The 16092-nt window shown below is 66.8% G+C and carries 19 protein-coding genes and 1 tRNA gene; 9 read left to right on the forward strand and 11 right to left on the reverse strand.

Translation table 11 applies throughout. From position 1 onward, the window contains the following. The first annotated feature begins 7 nt into the window (after positions 1-7). The 5 genes from AC3WMA_RS25185 to AC3WMA_RS25205 all read left to right on the forward strand — a co-directional run bounded on the left by AC3WMA_RS25185 (position 8) and on the right by AC3WMA_RS25205 (position 4149). Positions 8-772, forward strand: coding sequence for an SDR family NAD(P)-dependent oxidoreductase (locus AC3WMA_RS25185; RefSeq protein ID WP_492288001.1), 765 nt, complete (start codon positions 8-10; stop codon positions 770-772). Positions 773-780: 8 nt separating this feature from the next. Next, entirely contained in the window at positions 781-1704 is a 924-nt protein-coding gene (locus tag AC3WMA_RS25190; RefSeq protein ID WP_492288002.1) for a beta-keto acid cleavage family enzyme, read from the forward strand. Continuing rightward, a complete protein-coding gene (locus AC3WMA_RS25195) occupies positions 1701-2726 on the forward strand; it encodes a quinone oxidoreductase family protein (RefSeq protein WP_492288003.1) in 1026 nt (341 codons plus the stop codon). Before AC3WMA_RS25190 ends, AC3WMA_RS25195 begins: the two co-directional genes overlap by 4 nt. A gap of 4 nt (positions 2727-2730) precedes the next feature. Further along, positions 2731-3066 (forward strand): cupin domain-containing protein, encoded by a 336-nt coding sequence (locus AC3WMA_RS25200; RefSeq protein ID WP_492288004.1) that lies wholly within the window; start codon positions 2731-2733, stop codon positions 3064-3066. A 72-nt stretch (positions 3067-3138) separates the two neighbouring features. Further along, positions 3139-4149 carry a Bug family tripartite tricarboxylate transporter substrate binding protein gene (locus AC3WMA_RS25205; RefSeq protein ID WP_492288005.1) on the forward strand — a complete coding sequence of 337 codons (1011 nt, stop codon included), beginning with the start codon at positions 3139-3141 and terminating at the stop codon, positions 4147-4149. A 197-nt stretch (positions 4150-4346) separates the two neighbouring features. Here AC3WMA_RS25205 and gcvA read toward each other — a convergent pair whose 3' ends face one another. Beyond that, positions 4347-5237: a transcriptional regulator GcvA gene (gcvA, locus tag AC3WMA_RS25210; RefSeq protein ID WP_492288006.1), complete on the reverse strand. Its 891-nt coding sequence runs from the start codon at positions 5235-5237 to the stop codon at positions 4347-4349. A gap of 143 nt (positions 5238-5380) precedes the next feature. Here gcvA and AC3WMA_RS25215 point away from each other — a divergent pair, with 143 nt between their 5' ends. Both AC3WMA_RS25215 and AC3WMA_RS25220 read left to right on the forward strand, forming a co-directional pair. Continuing rightward, entirely contained in the window at positions 5381-5848 is a 468-nt protein-coding gene (locus AC3WMA_RS25215; protein WP_492288007.1) for a RidA family protein, read from the forward strand. Further along, complete coding sequence (locus AC3WMA_RS25220) at positions 5845-7053, forward strand: aminotransferase class V-fold PLP-dependent enzyme (RefSeq protein ID WP_492288008.1); 1209 nt, start codon at positions 5845-5847, stop codon at positions 7051-7053. Before AC3WMA_RS25215 ends, AC3WMA_RS25220 begins: the two co-directional genes overlap by 4 nt. Before the next feature lie 147 nt (positions 7054-7200). Here the strand turns inward: AC3WMA_RS25220 and AC3WMA_RS25225 are convergent. The 3 genes from AC3WMA_RS25225 to AC3WMA_RS25235 form a co-directional block, all read right to left on the reverse strand. After that, positions 7201-7276 (reverse strand) — tRNA-Ile (locus AC3WMA_RS25225). 123 nt (positions 7277-7399) lie between these two features. Next, positions 7400-9808: a methyl-accepting chemotaxis protein gene (locus tag AC3WMA_RS25230; RefSeq protein WP_492288009.1), complete on the reverse strand. Its 2409-nt coding sequence runs from the start codon at positions 9806-9808 to the stop codon at positions 7400-7402. Between the two features lie 413 nt (positions 9809-10221). Further along, a complete protein-coding gene (locus AC3WMA_RS25235; RefSeq protein WP_492288010.1) occupies positions 10222-10629 on the reverse strand; it encodes an acyl-CoA thioesterase in 408 nt (135 codons plus the stop codon). 135 nt (positions 10630-10764) lie between these two features. On the opposite strand from AC3WMA_RS25235, the gene AC3WMA_RS25240 reads away from it, so the two are divergent. Further along, positions 10765-11190: a VOC family protein gene (locus tag AC3WMA_RS25240; RefSeq protein ID WP_492288011.1), complete on the forward strand. Its 426-nt coding sequence runs from the start codon at positions 10765-10767 to the stop codon at positions 11188-11190. A gap of 99 nt (positions 11191-11289) precedes the next feature. Here AC3WMA_RS25240 and AC3WMA_RS25245 read toward each other — a convergent pair whose 3' ends face one another. From AC3WMA_RS25245 to AC3WMA_RS25255, 3 genes are all read right to left on the reverse strand, one after another. Further along, positions 11290-12525, reverse strand: coding sequence for an MFS transporter (locus tag AC3WMA_RS25245; protein ID WP_492288012.1), 1236 nt, complete (start codon positions 12523-12525; stop codon positions 11290-11292). Positions 12526-12701: 176 nt separating this feature from the next. Next, entirely contained in the window at positions 12702-13262 is a 561-nt protein-coding gene (locus AC3WMA_RS25250; RefSeq protein WP_492288013.1) for a type 1 glutamine amidotransferase domain-containing protein, read from the reverse strand. Between the two features lie 80 nt (positions 13263-13342). After that, positions 13343-13630, reverse strand: a complete 288-nt coding sequence (locus AC3WMA_RS25255; protein ID WP_492288014.1) for an HlyU family transcriptional regulator — start codon at positions 13628-13630, stop codon at positions 13343-13345. A 236-nt stretch (positions 13631-13866) separates the two neighbouring features. Between AC3WMA_RS25255 and AC3WMA_RS25260 the strand changes: the two genes are divergently transcribed. Beyond that, a complete protein-coding gene (locus AC3WMA_RS25260; protein WP_492288015.1) occupies positions 13867-14118 on the forward strand; it encodes a DUF2798 domain-containing protein in 252 nt (83 codons plus the stop codon). A gap of 4 nt (positions 14119-14122) precedes the next feature. Here AC3WMA_RS25260 and AC3WMA_RS25265 read toward each other — a convergent pair whose 3' ends face one another. From AC3WMA_RS25265 to AC3WMA_RS25280, 4 genes are all read right to left on the reverse strand, one after another. Continuing rightward, positions 14123-14548 (reverse strand): secondary thiamine-phosphate synthase enzyme YjbQ, encoded by a 426-nt coding sequence (locus AC3WMA_RS25265; protein ID WP_492288016.1) that lies wholly within the window; start codon positions 14546-14548, stop codon positions 14123-14125. Beyond that, entirely contained in the window at positions 14548-15159 is a 612-nt protein-coding gene (locus tag AC3WMA_RS25270; RefSeq protein WP_492288017.1) for a LysE family translocator, read from the reverse strand. The genes AC3WMA_RS25265 and AC3WMA_RS25270 overlap by 1 nt, the downstream gene beginning before the upstream one ends. Beyond that, the gene (locus AC3WMA_RS25275) at positions 15159-15410 is read right to left on the reverse strand and encodes a hypothetical protein (RefSeq protein WP_492288018.1); all 252 of its coding nucleotides are present in this window, start codon (positions 15408-15410) and stop codon (positions 15159-15161) included. The genes AC3WMA_RS25270 and AC3WMA_RS25275 overlap by 1 nt, the downstream gene beginning before the upstream one ends. Before the next feature lie 81 nt (positions 15411-15491). Continuing rightward, the gene (locus AC3WMA_RS25280) at positions 15492-16052 is read right to left on the reverse strand and encodes a hypothetical protein (RefSeq protein ID WP_492288019.1); all 561 of its coding nucleotides are present in this window, start codon (positions 16050-16052) and stop codon (positions 15492-15494) included. Positions 16053-16092 lie beyond the last annotated feature (40 nt).

A 16092-nucleotide genomic window follows, 5' to 3' on the forward strand; every position in this document is an offset into this window, starting at 1 on the left:
CCCAGTCATGACCTATCCCAAGGACCTTTCGGGCAAAGTGGCGCTGATCATCGGCGGAGCCGGGGCGATCGGCGCGGCGACCGCCGCCATGCTGGCGCAGGCAGGCGCGACCATCGCCATCACCCATATGCCGGGGGCGGAGTTCGAACGCATCGCGGCGGATATCATTTCGAAGCTGCCCGCAGGCCGGAACCACGGTCATTTCGCCGCCGATGTCGTGGACACGCCCTCCCTGATCGCTTTGCGGCAGGACATCGCCGCGCGCTACGGGCGGCTCGACATCCTTGTGAACGCAGCCGGCTTCACCAGGCCCGTCCCGCATGGCGACCTCGACGCGCTCGACGACGAGCTCATCGACAGGATGTTCCAGGTCAACTGGCGGGGGCAATTCGCGACCATCAGAACCTTCGCACCCTTGCTCAAGGCCTCGGGCGATGGGCTCGTCGTCTCGATTTCCTCGATCGCCGCCTTCACGGCGGTCGGCTCCAGCATCGCCTATTGTGCCGCCAAGGCCGGCATCGACGTGATGACCAAGGCGCTCGCCTGCGTCATGGCACCGGAGGTGCGCGTGCTCGCGGTCTCGCCGGGCGTCGTCGACACCCAGTTCGTGCCGGGACGCGGCCTCGACTTCAACGACAAGGTGGCGGGATCGACGCCGCTGAAGCGCATCGGCAAAATCGATGATATCGCTGCGGCGATCACCGCCTGCGCCACGCATCTGGGCTTTTCGACCGGACACATCGTCCAGGTCGATGGCGGCCGCGCGCTTTGAGATCGCCGATGCGTGCCCCCCGCGACAAAGTCATCATCACCTGCGCCATAACCGGCAATCTGACGAAGCCGGAGCAGACGCCTCATCTGCCGATTTCGCCCGCACAGATCGCCGATTCCGCCCTGGAAGCGGCCGAGGCCGGGGCTGCCATCGTCCACCTGCATGTCCGTGACCCCGCCACCGGCAAGCCATCGATGCAGCTCTCGCTCTATCGCGAGGTGATGCAGCGCATCAGGCAGTCGAACCCGGACGTCATCGTCAACCTGACAACCGGACCGGGCGGGCGCTTCGTGCCCTCGGATGCCAACCCGCGCGAGGCCGGGCCAGGGACCACGCTGACCACGCCGGACATTCGGGTCGCCCATGTGCTCGAGCTGAAACCCGACATTTGCACGCTCGACCTCAACACCATGAACTCCGGCGGCGAAGTGGTCATCAACACGCCGCGCTCGGTCCGCCGCATGGCGGAGCAGATCCGGCAGGCCGGCGTCCTGCCCGAGATCGAGCTCTTCGACACCGGCGATATCGCCTTGATGAGCGACCTGATCGCGGACGGGACGCTGACCGGCCCGCTGCTGTGTTCCTTCGTGCTGGGCGTCCGCTACGGCCTGCAACCTTCCCCCGAAACGATCCTCTATGCGCGCAACCTGCTGCCGCCCGAAGCCCAGTTCACGGCGATCGGCATCGGGCGCGCCGCCTTTCATTGCGTCGCGCTCTCCTATCTCAGCGGCGGCCATGCCCGCGTCGGACTGGAGGATTCCGTCTACATCGACCGGGGCGTGTTGGCGCCTTCCAACGCGGCGATGGTCGCCAAGGCGCGCCGCATCGTCACTGAGCTCGGTGGCTCGATCGCCACCAGCCACGAGGCACGCGCCATTATCGGCCTGCCGCTGCCAGAAACCGCATCGAACCCCGCGAAGGCCGCCCCATGAACAAGCTCGAATCTTCGCTTTCAGGCGCTGCGGTGGCGCGCAGCCTGCGCGTGCTGGAGAAGGCCGCCGATATCGGCGCAATGGACCTGCCGCTCAGTCCGCGGGAGATGCGCCGCCCCGCCGCCGGGGAAGTGCTCGTCGAGATCCGCGCCGCCGCGGTCAATCCCTCGGACGTCAAGGCCGCCACCGGCCTCATGCCTTACGCGGTCTTCCCGCGCACGCCGGGCCGTGACTATGCCGGCATCGTGGTGGCTGGCGAGCCCGGGCTCATCGGCCAGCAGGTATTCGGATCTTCAGGCGATCTCGGCATCCGCCAGGACGGCTCGCATGCCAGCCATATGCTGGTAGAGTCGGATGCCGTCGTCGCGCTGCCGGCCAATCTCTCGCTGGCCGAGGCGGCGGGCATCGGGGTCCCTTTCGTCACCGCCAGCGAGGGGCTGCGGCGTGCCGGTTTCAGGGGAGCGGACGAAACCGTCCTGATCATGGGGCTCTCCGGCAAGGTCGGACAGGCGGTCGCTCAGATCGCGAGCTGGCACGGAGCCAAAGTGATCGGCGTGGTTCGCGGCGGCCAGGAGTTCCGAGGCCATGTCAACGGCGACATAGAGATCCTCGATGCCGCCTCCGATGTGGCGACGCGCGTGCGCGAGCTGACGGGCGGGCGCGGAGCGAGCCTGGTCTTCAACACGGTCGGGGACCCCTATTACGAGATCGCCACGAAATGCATGGCGGTGCTCGGGCGGCAGGTCTTCATCGCCGCGGTGCATCGCAACGTCACCTTCGACATCCTCGCCTTCTACAAGGGCCGGCACAGCTATGTCGGCATCGACACGATCGCGCTCGGCTCGGTCGAAAGCGGCGCGATCCTGCGCGAGCTGGCGCCGGGCTTCGCGTCGGGCCATCTGCGCCCGTTCCCGATCAAGCCTGAGGCGATCTTCCCGCTCGAACGGGCCATGGAGGCCTATCGCGCGGTGATCGGCGGCTCGCGCGATCGCCTGATCCTCGACCCGACCATCCAGGGGTGAGCCGATGCATGTGACCAGACTTGCCGAGGCGCAGTTCTACGAAGCACCCGGCCATTTCGACATGAAGATGCTGCGCCTGCAGGGGCGCGAGGCAGGCCCCGGCGACACGCTCTGGCTCGGCCTGTCCCACATCCTCCCCGGAGGAGGCACGACGCTGTCGGCCTCCGGGCAGGAGAAATTCTACGTGGTCCTCGACGGTGAGGTCACCGTCGTCACCGAGGCCGGCCTCGTCACGCTCGGGCCGTGGGATTCCTGCCGGGTCGCCCCGGACGAGGCGAGGAAACTGGAGAACCGGACGAACCGGCCCTGTTCCATCCTTCTGGCCATGCCTCTGGCCTGACGCAACCGAAACGGGCGGCGCGAGAGCCACAAGAAGGGCCAGCGCTCAATATCTGTGAAACGGGAGGACCGCATGCAAGAAGGTGGCATTCGCAGGAAAAACTCACATCCGTCCCGGCGGCAGGCGCTCGCGGCGCTCGGCGCGCTGGCATTCTGCGCGGCGCCGGGGATCGCGGCAGCGCAGGCCTGGCCCCAGCGCCCGGTGACCGCCGTCGTGCCGCTGGCCGCAGGCAATGCCATCGACATCGTCGGGCGTATCGTGCTCGATCAGATGTCGAAGCAACTCGGCCAGGCCATCGTCGTCGAGAATCGCCCAGGGGCCGGCGGAACCATCGGGGCGACCGTCGTCGCCAAGGCCGCACCGGACGGCTACACGATCCTCGTCCACTCCTCCTCGATCGCGATCGCGCCGGCGCTCTACTCCAAGCTGTCCTACGATACGCTGGGCGATCTCGTGCCGGTCATTCCTTTCGGCTTGCAACCGAGCGTCTTGGTCGCGTCTCCGAAGAAGGGCTACAGAAACGTCGCCGATGTCATGGCGGCGGCGAAGGCAAAGCCCGGCGCCCTGAACTACGCCTCGGCCGGCACCGGCAGCACCTCGCATCTGGCGGCGTTGCGCATGTTGTCCGGTGCTGGCGTCAGCATGCAGCATATCCCCTATCGAGGCCCGGCGGACGCCATCTCCGGACTCCTGGCCGGCGAGATCGACATCTACTTCCTGCCATTATCCGCGGCGATTCCGCATCTGAAGGAAGGCGCGCTGACAGCCCTCGCCGTCAGCACCACCAAACGGGCGGCAGAACTGCCCGATGTTCCGACCACGATCGAGGCCGGGCTACCGAACTCGACCTATGAATTCTGGATCGGGCTGTTCGCTCCGGCCAAGACGCCACAGCCGATCGTCGACCGGCTCTACGAGGAAGCCAGCAAGGCGCTCCAGATGCCGGCGGTGCAGGAGCGGCTGCGGACTGTCGGCATGGAGCCGATGCCCATGACCCGCGACCAGTTCGAAAAGCGCATGCGGACCGAGGTTGCCGAGATCGGCGCGCTGGTGAAAGCCGCGGGCGTTCCTCCGGTCAATTGACGCGCATCGGTCGATATTGGCGCTGAGCACCGGCTCAATGCGCGGTGGCTTCGGAGCTTCGCGCACGAAGCAAAAATTGGTCGGCCGGGCCGGACAGAACAGGATCGCGACCATCCTGCACGCCTAGCAGTACACCGCTCCGTTCGAGAGTGAGTGCAAGGCGAGCGGCTGTTTCGTTACAGGAATCGCTGTTTCGCTCAGGCCCCGGCGATCTCTTGCCGGAGCCACTCTGTGAACGCCGCCGCCGCTGCGTTGGCATCTGCTGTCCGGGATCGCACCAGCCAGTATCCGAGCGAAGGCGATGTCACCGGCTCCGGCAGCGGCGCGACGAGGACGCCGCGGCGGAGATGGTCGGCGACCAAGAGCCCTCGCCCCATCGCGACGCCCTGGCCGTTCGCTGCTGCTTGCAGAACGATGTTGTAGTCGGTCAGCTGCAATCTGCGGTCGGCGGCGAGCTCGACGCCCATCTGCCGCGCCCAGACCTCCCACTCGGTCGGGCGCTGGCTGAACAGCAGCGTGTGTCCGTGGATATCCTCGGGTACCGCAAGCGGGTTGCGCGCGGCCAATGCCGGACTCATCACCGGCATGAGTCGTTCGGTGGCGAGAAGCTCGCAACGCGAGCCGGGCCAGTCCCCCTCTCCGAAGCGAATGGCGATGTCCGCCTCTCCAGATTCGAGACTGGCCCGGCGCAAAGTCGGATCCAGCACCAGCTCGATCTGCGGATTGGCGGCACGGAAGGCATCCAGCCGGGGTAACAACCAGTTCGCGGCGAAGGATGGCAGCAGGCTGACGCGCAGCCGCTGGCATGGCGCATCCGCACGAACGGCGCGTGTACCCTCGGCGACCAGGGAGAAGGCACGCGAGACGCTGTCGAGATAGCGTTCGCCGGCCGCCGTCAACGCGACGCTGCGAGCCTTGCGCTCGAACAGCACGACGCCGAGCGCCTGCTCCAGGGCGCGAATATGGTGGCTCACCGCGCTCTGCGTGATCAGCAGCTCCTCCCCTGCGCGGCGAAAGCTCAGAAGCCGTCCCACGGCTTCGAAGGCGCGCAGGGCATGAAGCGGCGGCAGATCGGCGGAGGAGCGCATGATGTCAGACCGTTTCGGCGAGCATGCCTTGAATCTCTACGGCAGCTCCGACTCATGAGCCAGATCGATTGCAACATGCCGATGCTTCGAATTGGTCAGCAGGGATCGCAGGCGTCATCGTTTTCCATCGAAAGGATCACGCCATGACGATCACCGACCGCCTGCGAGCTCTCGGATATGCACTGCCGACCTCCGCAGCTCCCGCAGCAAACTATGTCTCGGCGACGCGGACCGGCTCCATCCTGTTCATCTCAGGCCAGATCGCGCAGGACGATGGGCGGGTCCACCGCGGACGGCTCGGCGCCGAGCTGTCGGTCGAAGAGGGGCGCGCGGCCGCAGGCGCTGCCGCGCTCAACGTCATCGCTCAGATCGCGGCTGCGACGGAGGGGCGTCTGATCGACGTCGCCCAGGTGCTCAAGCTCGGCGTCTTCATCGCGAGCACGCCCGATTTCGTTGAGCATTCCCAGGTTGCGAACGGGGCCTCTGATCTGCTCGTGCAGGTTTTCGGCGACGCCGGGCGCCATGCCCGGTCGGCGATCGGCGTCGCCGCGCTGCCACGCGGCGCCAGCGTCGAGATCGAGGCGATCGTCCAGCTCGCGGTTTCGCCATGACGAACCGTTTCGATATCGAGGCGCTGCGTGCCGCCACACCGGGCTGCGCGACGAGCGTTCACTTCAATCACGCCGGCGCCTCCCTGATCTCCGCCGCCACGCTGGCTGCGATCACCGGCCATCTGGAGCGGGAAGCCACGCACGGACCGCACGAAGCCGCAGCCGCCGTGCAGGACAGGCTGGACGCAGCCAGGGCCGATGCGGCGCGGCTCCTGAACGCCTCGACCGCAGAGATCGCCTTTACCCCGAGCGGCTCGGCCGGCTGGGGCCTTGCCTTCGCGGCTCTCCCCTCCCTGCGTGCCGGCGACCGTCTCCTCGTCGGTCGCCAGGAATGGGGCGGCAATCTCGCGACGATGCAGGCGGCAGCCGATCGGACCGGGGCCCGGATCGAGGTCATTCCGTGCCGCGCGGATGGTTCGGTCGACCCGCAGGCACTCGCCGCCATGCTCGACGAGCGCGTCCGGCTGGTCGCGTTGACATGGCTGCCCGCCAACGGGGGACTGATCAACGACGCAGCGGCGGTCGGCCGGGTCGCGCGTGCAGCCGGCATTCCCTATTTCGTCGATGGCGGCCAGGCGCTCGGGCAAATCCCGATCGATGTCGAGGCGATCGGCTGCGACGTGCTGAAAGGCGCCGGGCGCAAGCATCTTCGCGGGCCGCGCGGGACGGCGATCCTCTATGTTCGCCAATCCTTCCTGCCGCAGCTGAGGCCGGTCTTCCACGACGTCCTCTCGGCGCCCTGGACGGCACAGGGTCCGGCGCCGCGACAAGATGCCAGAATCTTCGAGACCAGCGAGGCGCCCATCGCGCTGCTGCTCGGGCTTGGCAACGCGTTACGCGAAGCACTGGCGCTCGGTGTCCCCTCGATCCGCGCACGGATCGACCTCATCGCGACCCGGATACGTTTCGAGCTGGCTTCGATCGGCGGTGTGGCGATCCACGACCTCGGGCAGGAACGATCCGGCCTGGTTTCGTTCACGATCCGCGATCTCGACGCGAACGAGGTCAAGAACCGCCTGGCGGCCGAGGGAATCAATGTCGGCGCCAACGGGCCAGCCTATACGCCCTTCGACATGCAGGCGCGCGGGCTTACCGGAATCGTGCGCGCATCGGTCAGTTATCTCACAAGCGAAGGCGACATCGCCCGCTTAATCGGCGCCGTCGCCGGGTTGGCCGCCGAGGCCCGGTCATTCGCGAACACCTAGCCAACCGGGCGATCATCGCTGCGCGTGTGGCGAACCGGCCAGAGAAGACTCAGGATGCCGCTTCTGAAACGCCGCAAACAGGCCGGATGAGCCCCAAAGCGCACCACCGGCACAATCCTCTGGCTAAGGCATTGATCTGAAACGGAATGGTGGGCCGGGCCGGACTCGAACCGGCACCGGCGCTGTTATGAGCAGCGAGCTCTAACCATTGAGCTACCGGCCCACTCCTCGCCTAGCATCGCGGCTGCCCAGCAAGCAAGGCACATGCGGCCGGAATCGAAAGGCCTCCCGACAATGCCGGGAGGCCCTGTTTCGTTCACATGAGCTGGATCGCCCTGTCGCCCTCTCAGGCTGCCGCGGCGTGCCTGTGCTCGCCATGCTCCTCGGCAGCATGGCCCTGCCGGAAGGTGAAGCGGCCGATATGCTCGGTCAGCGCCCGCGTCTGCTCGTCGGTCAGCGCGAGCGCGGCATTGGTCTCCTCGACCAGCGCCGCATTCTGATGCGCCATCGTGCCGATGCCGTCGATCTCGGTATTGATCGCCGAGACGTCGCTCGCCTGGTTGCGGGCGGTCTGCGAGATGCCGTTCATCAGGCCGGTCAATTCGTTCACCGAGGAGACGATCGCGCCGAACATCGCCGAGGTCTCCTCGACCAGCCCGACGCCGACCTTGACGTCGCCATGCGCCGCCTCGACCAGCTTCTTGACGTCGTTTGAGGCATCGGCCGAGCGCTTGGCGAGGCTGCGCACCTCGGTCGCGACCACCGCGAAGCCCTTGCCGGCATCGCCGGCACGCGCCGCCTCGACCGCGGCGTTGAGCGCCAGCAGGTTGGTCTGGAAGGCGATCTCGTCGATCATCGCGATGACCTCGGAGATCTTGCTCGACGACTGGCGGATGCGCTGCATCGCTTCCAGCGCCGAGGCCACGACCTTCTCGCCCTGCTGCGCGCGCTCTTCCGCGCCCTGCGCCATGCCGGTCGCCTGGGCGGCCTCGCTCGCGGTCTTCTTCACCGTGCCGGCGAAGGCACCGAGCTGGTTGGTCGCCATCGAGACGGCGTTGCTCTCCTCGCTGGTACGCTCGGCCAGATCGGTGACGCCGTCGAGGATTTCGCTGGTCGCGCTACGGACGGCCGAAACCGTCTCGGCAAGGCGGGCAAGCGTGCTCTCGAACTCGTTGGCGAGCGCATTGGTACCGTCCTTGAGCTCGGCGAAGGCCCCCTGATACATCCCCTCGATCCGGGTCGAGAGATGGCCGGCCGACAACTCCGCCAGCACGTCGCAGGTTTCCAACAGGCCGGTCTGGACCGTTTCCAGCAGCGAGTTGACCGAACCGGCGAGCGCATTGAGCTCGGGATCGGCGAACTGTGCCGCGACGCGCTGGGTGAAATCGCCGGCCGCGGCGGCGGCGACGACGACGCCGAAGGCCTCGCCCAGCTCGCGCATCATCTCGCGGCGCTGCTCCTGCGCCCGCGCCTCGTCCTCGACCTTGGCAAGCTCGGCGGCGCGCAGCGCCACCGCGTTGTCGCGGAACAGCAGGACGCTCTTCGAGATATCCGAAATCTCGTCATTGCCCTTGGTGTCGACCACCGTCTCCAGCGCGCCATCGGCAATCGCCTTGGTCGCAGCCCAGAGGCGGTTGAGGCGGCCGACGATCATCGGACGAACGAAGAGGAAGGACAGGGCCAGCGCAACCAGCAGCGAGGCGATGCCGATCGCGGCCAGCGTCATTTCGCTGCGCTCGATCACCGCCTTGGTCGAGTCGCGGCCGGCAATCGCGCCGCCGCGTGCCGAGGCCACGAGCTCGCCGACCTCGCGGCGGACCTTCTCCGCCGCCTGATCGAGATTCTTGAGACCCGCGGCGATCGCGGCTTGCGTCCCCAGATCACGTTCGCGGATGGCGACGAGGCCGCCTGCGCCTTCGCCGAGATCGGTCACGGCGTTGACGGCCTGGCCGCGCGCCGGATTGGCCTGGAGCATGTCGGCCGCCGTCAGGAGGCCGCGAACCTGGCCGAGCTGCGCCTTGAGGCGCGCCTTGGCATGTTCCAGCTTCTCGGTGCTGTCGACCTGGGAGATCTCGCGGAGCAGGCCGACGGTCTCACTGATTTGAAGCTGGAGCGCCTGGGCGGTCTGGAGCGAGGACAGGTCCTTGTCCAGCACCTTGGACAAGGCCGCGTCGAATTCGGTACCAGTGAGCTGGGCTGCGCTGGTGATGTTCATCTTGACGTTGAACTGCGCGTCCGACGTCTCGAAATCCGCCATGGCGCTGAAGCCGTCGCGGGCCTTCGACAGGGCGGTGAGCGCAGTCGCGGTATCGGCGGCGTTGCGCAGCCGCTCTCCGGTCAGGTCGTTGATGTCGTTGATCTGGCGGGCCAGGTCGTCGATCGCCGATTGCGGCTTGGACTTGTCGACCTTGCCCTGCTCGGCGATGCGCCGCAGCAGCTCCAGCTGGCGCGCCTCGACGGTATCGAGCTCGCCGGTCAGGGTCGCGCGCTGCTGCAGGGTCGAGACCTCGCTGAAGCGCGCCGCGAGCGCGGTCGACTGCGTCGCCGCCTGCGACAGTTCGAGCGCGAGCTCGACCACGGGCATCTTCTGGCCGACGAGGTCGTCCACCGTCTGGTCGACGCTGTTATAGGAGAACCACGCCACCGAGGACGAGACGATGGTCAGGGCCGTCATCACGCCGAGGGCGGCGTAGATCCGGGGCGCGATACCGATCCGCAACGGCTTGCCCTCACGCACGGGCTTGGCTTTCGTCATGAAGTCGTACTCCGGATTCACGCAACGCTGGAGAAAGGAGTTCAGAACAGGAGGAACCGCCTGCCCGGGGCTTAGCCCGTGCTGGTCCGATCGTGCGGCGGACATGGGAATCCCCTCCCTCCCCCGGCTTGCAGGCCAGGCGGCAGGATCCGCATGCGGCATCGAAAGTCCATGGAAGTCCCCTGGCCGGGGCATTCCCCGGTCTGGAGCGCAGCATCGTCCAAGTGCGCTTAAAGAACGCTTAAAGTGGATTCTTTTGAATCACTCGCGGAGCAGAGAGATTCACCTGACGTTAGAGGAGGTTAAATCGCTTTAACCTTCAAGCTTCGGCATCGGCCCGAAAAGTGGCCCGCGGTTTTCGGATCGAGCCGATGCAAGCTCGAAAACCGAAAGCAGCGGACTGAATATCCTATTCAGTCCGCTGCTTTCGGCACCGGCCGGGGCCGGCCCTCCTCGTCGATCGCGACGAAGGTGAAGGTGGCGTCGGTGACCTTCTCGTGCAGGGTCGTGCGGAAGCGCTTGGCCCAGGCCTCGACATGGATCTTCATCGAGGTGCGGCCGACGGATTCGATCTCGGTATAGACGGAGAGCACATCGCCGACCTTGACCGGCCGGAAGAAGGTCATCGCATCGACCGCGATCGTGACGACGCGGCCCTGCGCCCGGTCGACGCCGGCGATGCCACCGGCCTGGTCCATCCGCGACATCACCCAACCGCCGAAGATGTCGCCATTGGCGTTGGTATCGCCCGGCATGGCAATCGTGCGCACGGTCAGCGTCCCGCGCGGCGCTTCGTCGGGTCCATCGGCAGCAGGGCTCATGGGCATCCTTCAGGCAGGCGGGGAATCCGCTTGGCCGATGATGCTGACGCGGCGGCGGGCACGCAAGCCACGCTTTGCATTGCCCGGCGATGTCGCCGACACTCGCGGCAGGCCACGCGAACAGGGATCGATGCCATGTCCAGCGCCAGCACTCCCAAGCCCGAGCCGATGATCATCATCTCGCTGCGCTATGCCGATGCGCCGCGCATGTATGACTGGCTGATCGAGGCCTTCGGCTTCGAGAAGCATGCCGCCTATTATTCCGAGGACGGCAAGACACTCCTCCACGGCGAGCTCAGGATGGGATCGAGCTTCGTGATGCTCGGCTCCTCCGAGGGCAACGAATTCGGCAAGCTGGTCTCGCGCCCGGCCGAGCTCGGCGGCACCACCGCCTCGCCCTATATCGCCACCGACGATATCGACGCCCGCTGCGAGCGCGCCCGCAAGGCCGGTGCCGAGATCTGCATGGAGCCGACCGACCAGCCCTATGGCAGCCGCGACTTCATCTGCATGGACCCCGAGGGTCATGTCTGGTGCTTCGGCACGTACAGGCCGGCCTGACGCACCGGACCGAAAAGTGGAATGCACTTTTCGGAGCAATCCGATGCGATCGCAAAGAGCTAGATCGCCACAATCGCGTCCAACCGGACGCGCGGCGATCTAGCCAGCGACCTGAAGCGGCGGCATCGACCGCCTTGCCCGCAGCATCAGCCAGCAGACCACGCCGAGATTGACGAGGTTCCAGGCGAGCCCGTTGAGGAAGGCCATCCGGTACGAGCTGAAATAGTCGAAGATCATGCCCGAGAGGTAACCGCCGAAGGCCATGCCGAGCACGGTCACCGACATCACCAGGCCGATGCGCACGCCTGCCTGCTTGGCCGGGAGATATTCGCGAATGACGACGGCATACATCGGCACGATGCCGCCCTGGAACAGGCCGAAGATGCCGCTGACGACATAGAGCGACTGCAAACCGTCGAACCAGAGATAGAGGAACAGCGCCACGCCCTGCATCAGGGAGCCCAGCGCCAACGTCGCCACGCCGCCGATCCGGTCGGCGACGAAGCCCGAGCCGATGCGGCTGACGATGCCGAGCAGCATCATCAGCGAGAGCATCTCGGCGCCACGCGCCACGCCGTAGCCGAGATCGCCGCAATAGGCGACGATATGGACCTGCGGCATCGCCATGGCGACGCAGCAGGCAAAGCCCGCGACGCAGAGCAGGAGCTGGAGCTGGCCGGCGCTGAGGCCGAGATCGCCGCGCGCCCCGGCACTGCTCGCCTCCGCGGCCGCCATCGTCGCGGCCGTGGGCTGGCGCCGGAAGAACGGTGCGAGCGGCAGCAGCACCACCAGCGTGACAATGGCGATGCCGAAATGCGTGGCGCGCCAGCCATGGTTGGCCATGCCCCAGGTGATGACCTGCGGCCAGAACACCCCCGCGAGATAGCTGCCCGAGGCGCCGCAGACCACGGCGAGGCCACGATGCTTGCGGAACCAGTGCGACAGGTCCGAGATCAGCGGCGAGAAGCCGGCGGCGCTGCCCATGCCGATCAAGAGCCCATGCGCCAGCGCGAACTGCCAGAGCGACTGCGACATCGCCGCAGCGGAATAGCCGGCCGCGAGCAGGAAAGCGCCGATCACGATCGGGACCATGATGCCGTAGCGATCCGCGACCCGGCCCATGATGATGTTGCCGGCGCCGAAGCCGAGCATAGCGAAGGTGTAGGGCAGCGAGGCGCCGGCCCGCAGCGTGCCGAACTCGCCCTGCATCGCCGGCAGCACGACGACGACCGACCAGGAGCCGACGCAGGCGACCGTGCCGATCACCAGCGCGACGGCGAGCCGGAGCCAAGCATAGGACGAATCGGGTTGATAGCGGTCGGCGTCCTGGGACATGCTTCCTCGGCGGCCACATCTTGGGAGGTGGCTCTTCTCCGGGCAGCTTTAGCGCATGGAAGCTGCCGGGCAAGCGCGCCGGAGGCAGGGCGGCCGCGCGATCGCGGCGGGCCGGCAAGGCAAAAACATCCGCGGCCGATCGGCCGCGGATGCCATCTCGTCACCGAGGAGTTGCGTCAGGCGGCGCGGCGCTCGTGGCGGCCTTCCCTGACCTCCTCGATGATCTTGGCGACGAAGGCCGGCAGGTCGTCGGGCTTGCGCGAGGTCACGACGCCCTTGTCGGTGACGACCTCGCTGTCCTCCCAGTTCGCGCCGGCATTGATCAGGTCCTGCCTGATCGTCTTGTAGGAGGTGACTTTCCGGCCCTTGGCGATGCCGGTGTCGATCAGGAGCCAGGGGCCGTGACAGACGGCGGCGACGACCTTGCCCTGGTCGAAGAAACTCTTAATCAGCCCGAGCGCCTTGTCGTTGCCGCGCAGCGTGTCGGGATTCATCTGCCCGCCGGGCAGCACGATCGCGTCGTAATCCTCGGCCCGAGCCTGATCGAGCGTGCGATCGACGGCGACAGGGCGGCCCCAGTCCTTGTTCTGCCAGCCCCTGATCTCGCCGGCCTCCGGCGAAACGATATCGACGGTGGCGCCGGCCTTCTGCAGGGCGGCATGCGGCACATCGAGCTCGGACTGCTCGAAACCATGCGTCGCGAGGATGAGAATCTTCTTTCCGGTGAGATCGGCCATGGCGTTCTCCTGATCGTTTGGGATGTGATCAGGAAACCGCCCGGCGGCCGAACCGTTCCCGGCAAATCGCCGCTTGGGTCTCAGCGGAAGACGCGGTCGCCTTCCATGTCGACGATCTGCTGGCCCTTCACCAGGGTGAAGTCGGCGGCCTCGGCCTGCCCCGGGAAACGGTCGGCCCGGATGAAGCGGTGGCTCTTGGCCTCGCCGTCGACGACCTTCTCGATGACGCCGCAAAGCTGGTACTGCCCGCCTTCCGGATAAGGCGTGGCATGGATGGTGAAGCCGTTGTGCTCGATGCTCTTGACCGGGCCGGCGGGCTTGTCCTCGGCCGGCTTGCGGCCACCGAACAGCGATTTCAGGAAGGACATGGCGGGCGCTCCTCGAACCGGGCGTCAGTCTATGCCGGACAAGTAGCCCTGACTGGCGCCTATGCCAACCGGTGAGCCTCAGAGAATTCGCTTGGCAGCCACCGCCGCTTTCCCTATGCAGCCGCCATCGGGCCTCGGTCCCGTTCGTAAGCGTCTCACGTCAGGCAACGCATCCAACCGGCATGAGGCCGTATCGGATGCATCCGGTAAGGCCTGCCCCTTGCGAAAGCCTGTCCATGAACAGCTCCGCCTTCCCTCGCCTCCCCGCCCGCTATGCCGGCGTGGTGATGCCCTTCTTCCTGTCGATCCTGATGACCTTCGTCGTTTCCGGCATCTCGACCCTGAAGGCTCTCGGCCCGACAGCCGAGTTCCTTCAGACCTGGCCGGCCTCCTGGGCCCTGTCCTGGCTCGTCGCCTTCCCGACATTGCTCCTCGTGCTGCCGATCGTCCGGCGCCTCGTTGCACTCGTGGTCGCGCCGCCGGCCTGATCCGTCACGCCGATAGGTGGAGGGCGACCTCGCGCCGATGCGGGCTCTGGCGGTGCTCGAATAGATAGATGCCCTGCCAGGTGCCGAGCGCGAGGCGTCCGCCCATCACCGGAATCGAGAGCGAGACCGGCGTCAGCGCCGCCTTGATATGGGCCGGCATGTCGTCCGGCCCCTCGTCGCGATGGACGAGATAGGCCATCGCCGGATCATCCGCCGCTGGCACCAGCCTGCGGAAGAACGCGTCGAGATCGCGGCGCACGTCCGGGTCGACATTCTCCTGGATCAATAGCGAGCAGGAGGTGTGCCGCACGAACAGCGTCAGCAAGCCGCTGGTCTCGCCGCTCTCCTTGACGAAAGAAACGGCGCGGTCGGTGAACTCGTAGAGCCCCGGCCCGCGCGTCTCGACGCTCAGGATCGCCTGCCGCGCCATCAGCGCTCGGTGAGCGCGAGCTTGGCGCCGAGCGCGACGAAGGCTGCGGCGAAGCTCCGGCGCAGCCACGCCATCACCGCCGGACGGCTGATGACCTTGTCGCGCATCGCCGCGGCGAAGAGCCCGTAGAGCGCGAAGACGATGAAGGTCATCGCCATGAACACGCCCGAGAGCTCCAGCATCCGCGCCATCGGGCTTGCCTCGCCGGCAGCGATGAACTGCGGCAGGAAGGCGACGAAGAAGATCGAGAGCTTGGGGTTGAGCAGGTTGAGCGCCAGCCCGTCGCGCAGCACCAGCCAGGCCGAGCGCGCATCGGACTTGGTCTCGACCTTGAGCGCGCCATGTTCCTTGAGCGTCTGCCAGGCCATGTAAAGCAGATAGGCGACGCCGGCATATTTCACGATGGCGAAGGCGAGCGCGCTGGCATGCAGCAGCGCCGCAATCCCCATCATCGCCGCGATCAGATGCGGCACGATGCCGATCGTGCAGGCGAAAGCGGCGAGCACGCTCGCCCGCGAGCCGCGCGTCAGGCCGGCGGCGATGGTGTAGATCGCGCCCGTTCCCGGCGAGGCGACGATGATCAGCGAGGTCAGCAGGAATTCGGGGGACATCAAGAGCTCAACCCTTCGAAGATGCCGCCGATGACGGTGACGACCGCCTCGCCGGTCGCCACCGCGACGGTTCCCACGCCTTGGACCACGGCCCCGGCCACATCGATCGTGACGGTTCCCGCAATATCGAGCGCGCCGCCGATGATGTCGGCGGTGGCGGACCCCGTTTCCTGCTTCGGCTCGTTCTGGGCTTGCGCCTGGAGCGCGACCTGAGCGGCCTCGATCTCTTCGGGCGTTGGGATACCGGTCATCTGCTCTCCTCCGACGGAAGCGCCGATCTTCGCGGCGACCTTAGCAGAACTGTGGCAGGATCGGGCAGTTGGCAGAGATAGCTATCGCGCCTGCCAGAAATGGAGCTGCCCGACATGGTTGTTGCCGGACAACCTGTCGTCCTGCGCCACGATCTTGGTGCCGTCGAACAGGTCCCAGTGGTCACCGGTGGTCCGCTCCATGAACAGGAAGGACCATTTCTTGTCTCCCGCCGTCTGGTAGCAGTTTTCCAGGTAGAGCACGCCCTTGCGACCGAGCACCTTGGGCGTGACCTCCCGACAGACGCCCTCGATATCGGGCTTGCCATAGGCGCGCCGGATGCGCGGCAGCAGCTCCGCGGCCCGGATGAAGAGCATCTGGCTGAGCCCCCGCAGTGGCTCCCGCGAGCCGCGCAGAACACCGGGTTGCGGCCCGCCCGCCAGCGCCCGCGCGCCCCGGAAGGATGTTCCGAGCTCGTCGTTCATGATGGCTTCGATCGTCGCATCGTCCCCGGAGGGCGTGATGCGCATCGTATAGCCCATGCAGATGGCGCAGCGATTGAAGGTATCGCCGACCGCGCTCTTCGCCCAGGGGCGAACCGTGGCGTAGCGGTCGGCAAGGGAGTCATAGGTGAAGGGGAGCATGGGCGATCTCCTGGAGCGGAAGGCGGTGATCCCGAAGATC

It is taken from the genome of Allobosea sp. FW305-C-101 (assembly GCF_058783685.1).

What these genes read in the sequence shown, in the direction of transcription:
- AC3WMA_RS25185 (WP_492288001.1), top strand. Translation starts at nt 8, where the DNA reads ATGACCTATCCCAAGGACCTTTCGGGCAAAGTGGCGCTGATCATCGGC.
- AC3WMA_RS25190 (WP_492288002.1), top strand. Translation starts at nt 781, where the DNA reads ATGCGTGCCCCCCGCGACAAAGTCATCATCACCTGCGCCATAACCGGC.
- AC3WMA_RS25195 (WP_492288003.1), top strand. Translation starts at nt 1,701, where the DNA reads ATGAACAAGCTCGAATCTTCGCTTTCAGGCGCTGCGGTGGCGCGCAGC.
- AC3WMA_RS25200 (WP_492288004.1), top strand. Translation starts at nt 2,731, where the DNA reads ATGCATGTGACCAGACTTGCCGAGGCGCAGTTCTACGAAGCACCCGGC.
- AC3WMA_RS25205 (WP_492288005.1), top strand. Translation starts at nt 3,139, where the DNA reads ATGCAAGAAGGTGGCATTCGCAGGAAAAACTCACATCCGTCCCGGCGG.
- gcvA (WP_492288006.1), bottom strand. Translation starts at nt 5,237, where the DNA reads ATGCGCTCCTCCGCCGATCTGCCGCCGCTTCATGCCCTGCGCGCCTTC.
- AC3WMA_RS25215 (WP_492288007.1), top strand. Translation starts at nt 5,381, where the DNA reads ATGACGATCACCGACCGCCTGCGAGCTCTCGGATATGCACTGCCGACC.
- AC3WMA_RS25220 (WP_492288008.1), top strand. Translation starts at nt 5,845, where the DNA reads ATGACGAACCGTTTCGATATCGAGGCGCTGCGTGCCGCCACACCGGGC.
- AC3WMA_RS25230 (WP_492288009.1), bottom strand. Translation starts at nt 9,808, where the DNA reads ATGACGAAAGCCAAGCCCGTGCGTGAGGGCAAGCCGTTGCGGATCGGT.
- AC3WMA_RS25235 (WP_492288010.1), bottom strand. Translation starts at nt 10,629, where the DNA reads ATGAGCCCTGCTGCCGATGGACCCGACGAAGCGCCGCGCGGGACGCTG.
- AC3WMA_RS25240 (WP_492288011.1), top strand. Translation starts at nt 10,765, where the DNA reads ATGTCCAGCGCCAGCACTCCCAAGCCCGAGCCGATGATCATCATCTCG.
- AC3WMA_RS25245 (WP_492288012.1), bottom strand. Translation starts at nt 12,525, where the DNA reads ATGTCCCAGGACGCCGACCGCTATCAACCCGATTCGTCCTATGCTTGG.
- AC3WMA_RS25250 (WP_492288013.1), bottom strand. Translation starts at nt 13,262, where the DNA reads ATGGCCGATCTCACCGGAAAGAAGATTCTCATCCTCGCGACGCATGGT.
- AC3WMA_RS25255 (WP_492288014.1), bottom strand. Translation starts at nt 13,630, where the DNA reads ATGTCCTTCCTGAAATCGCTGTTCGGTGGCCGCAAGCCGGCCGAGGAC.
- AC3WMA_RS25260 (WP_492288015.1), top strand. Translation starts at nt 13,867, where the DNA reads ATGAACAGCTCCGCCTTCCCTCGCCTCCCCGCCCGCTATGCCGGCGTG.
- AC3WMA_RS25265 (WP_492288016.1), bottom strand. Translation starts at nt 14,548, where the DNA reads ATGGCGCGGCAGGCGATCCTGAGCGTCGAGACGCGCGGGCCGGGGCTC.
- AC3WMA_RS25270 (WP_492288017.1), bottom strand. Translation starts at nt 15,159, where the DNA reads ATGTCCCCCGAATTCCTGCTGACCTCGCTGATCATCGTCGCCTCGCCG.
- AC3WMA_RS25275 (WP_492288018.1), bottom strand. Translation starts at nt 15,410, where the DNA reads ATGACCGGTATCCCAACGCCCGAAGAGATCGAGGCCGCTCAGGTCGCG.
- AC3WMA_RS25280 (WP_492288019.1), bottom strand. Translation starts at nt 16,052, where the DNA reads ATGCTCCCCTTCACCTATGACTCCCTTGCCGACCGCTACGCCACGGTT.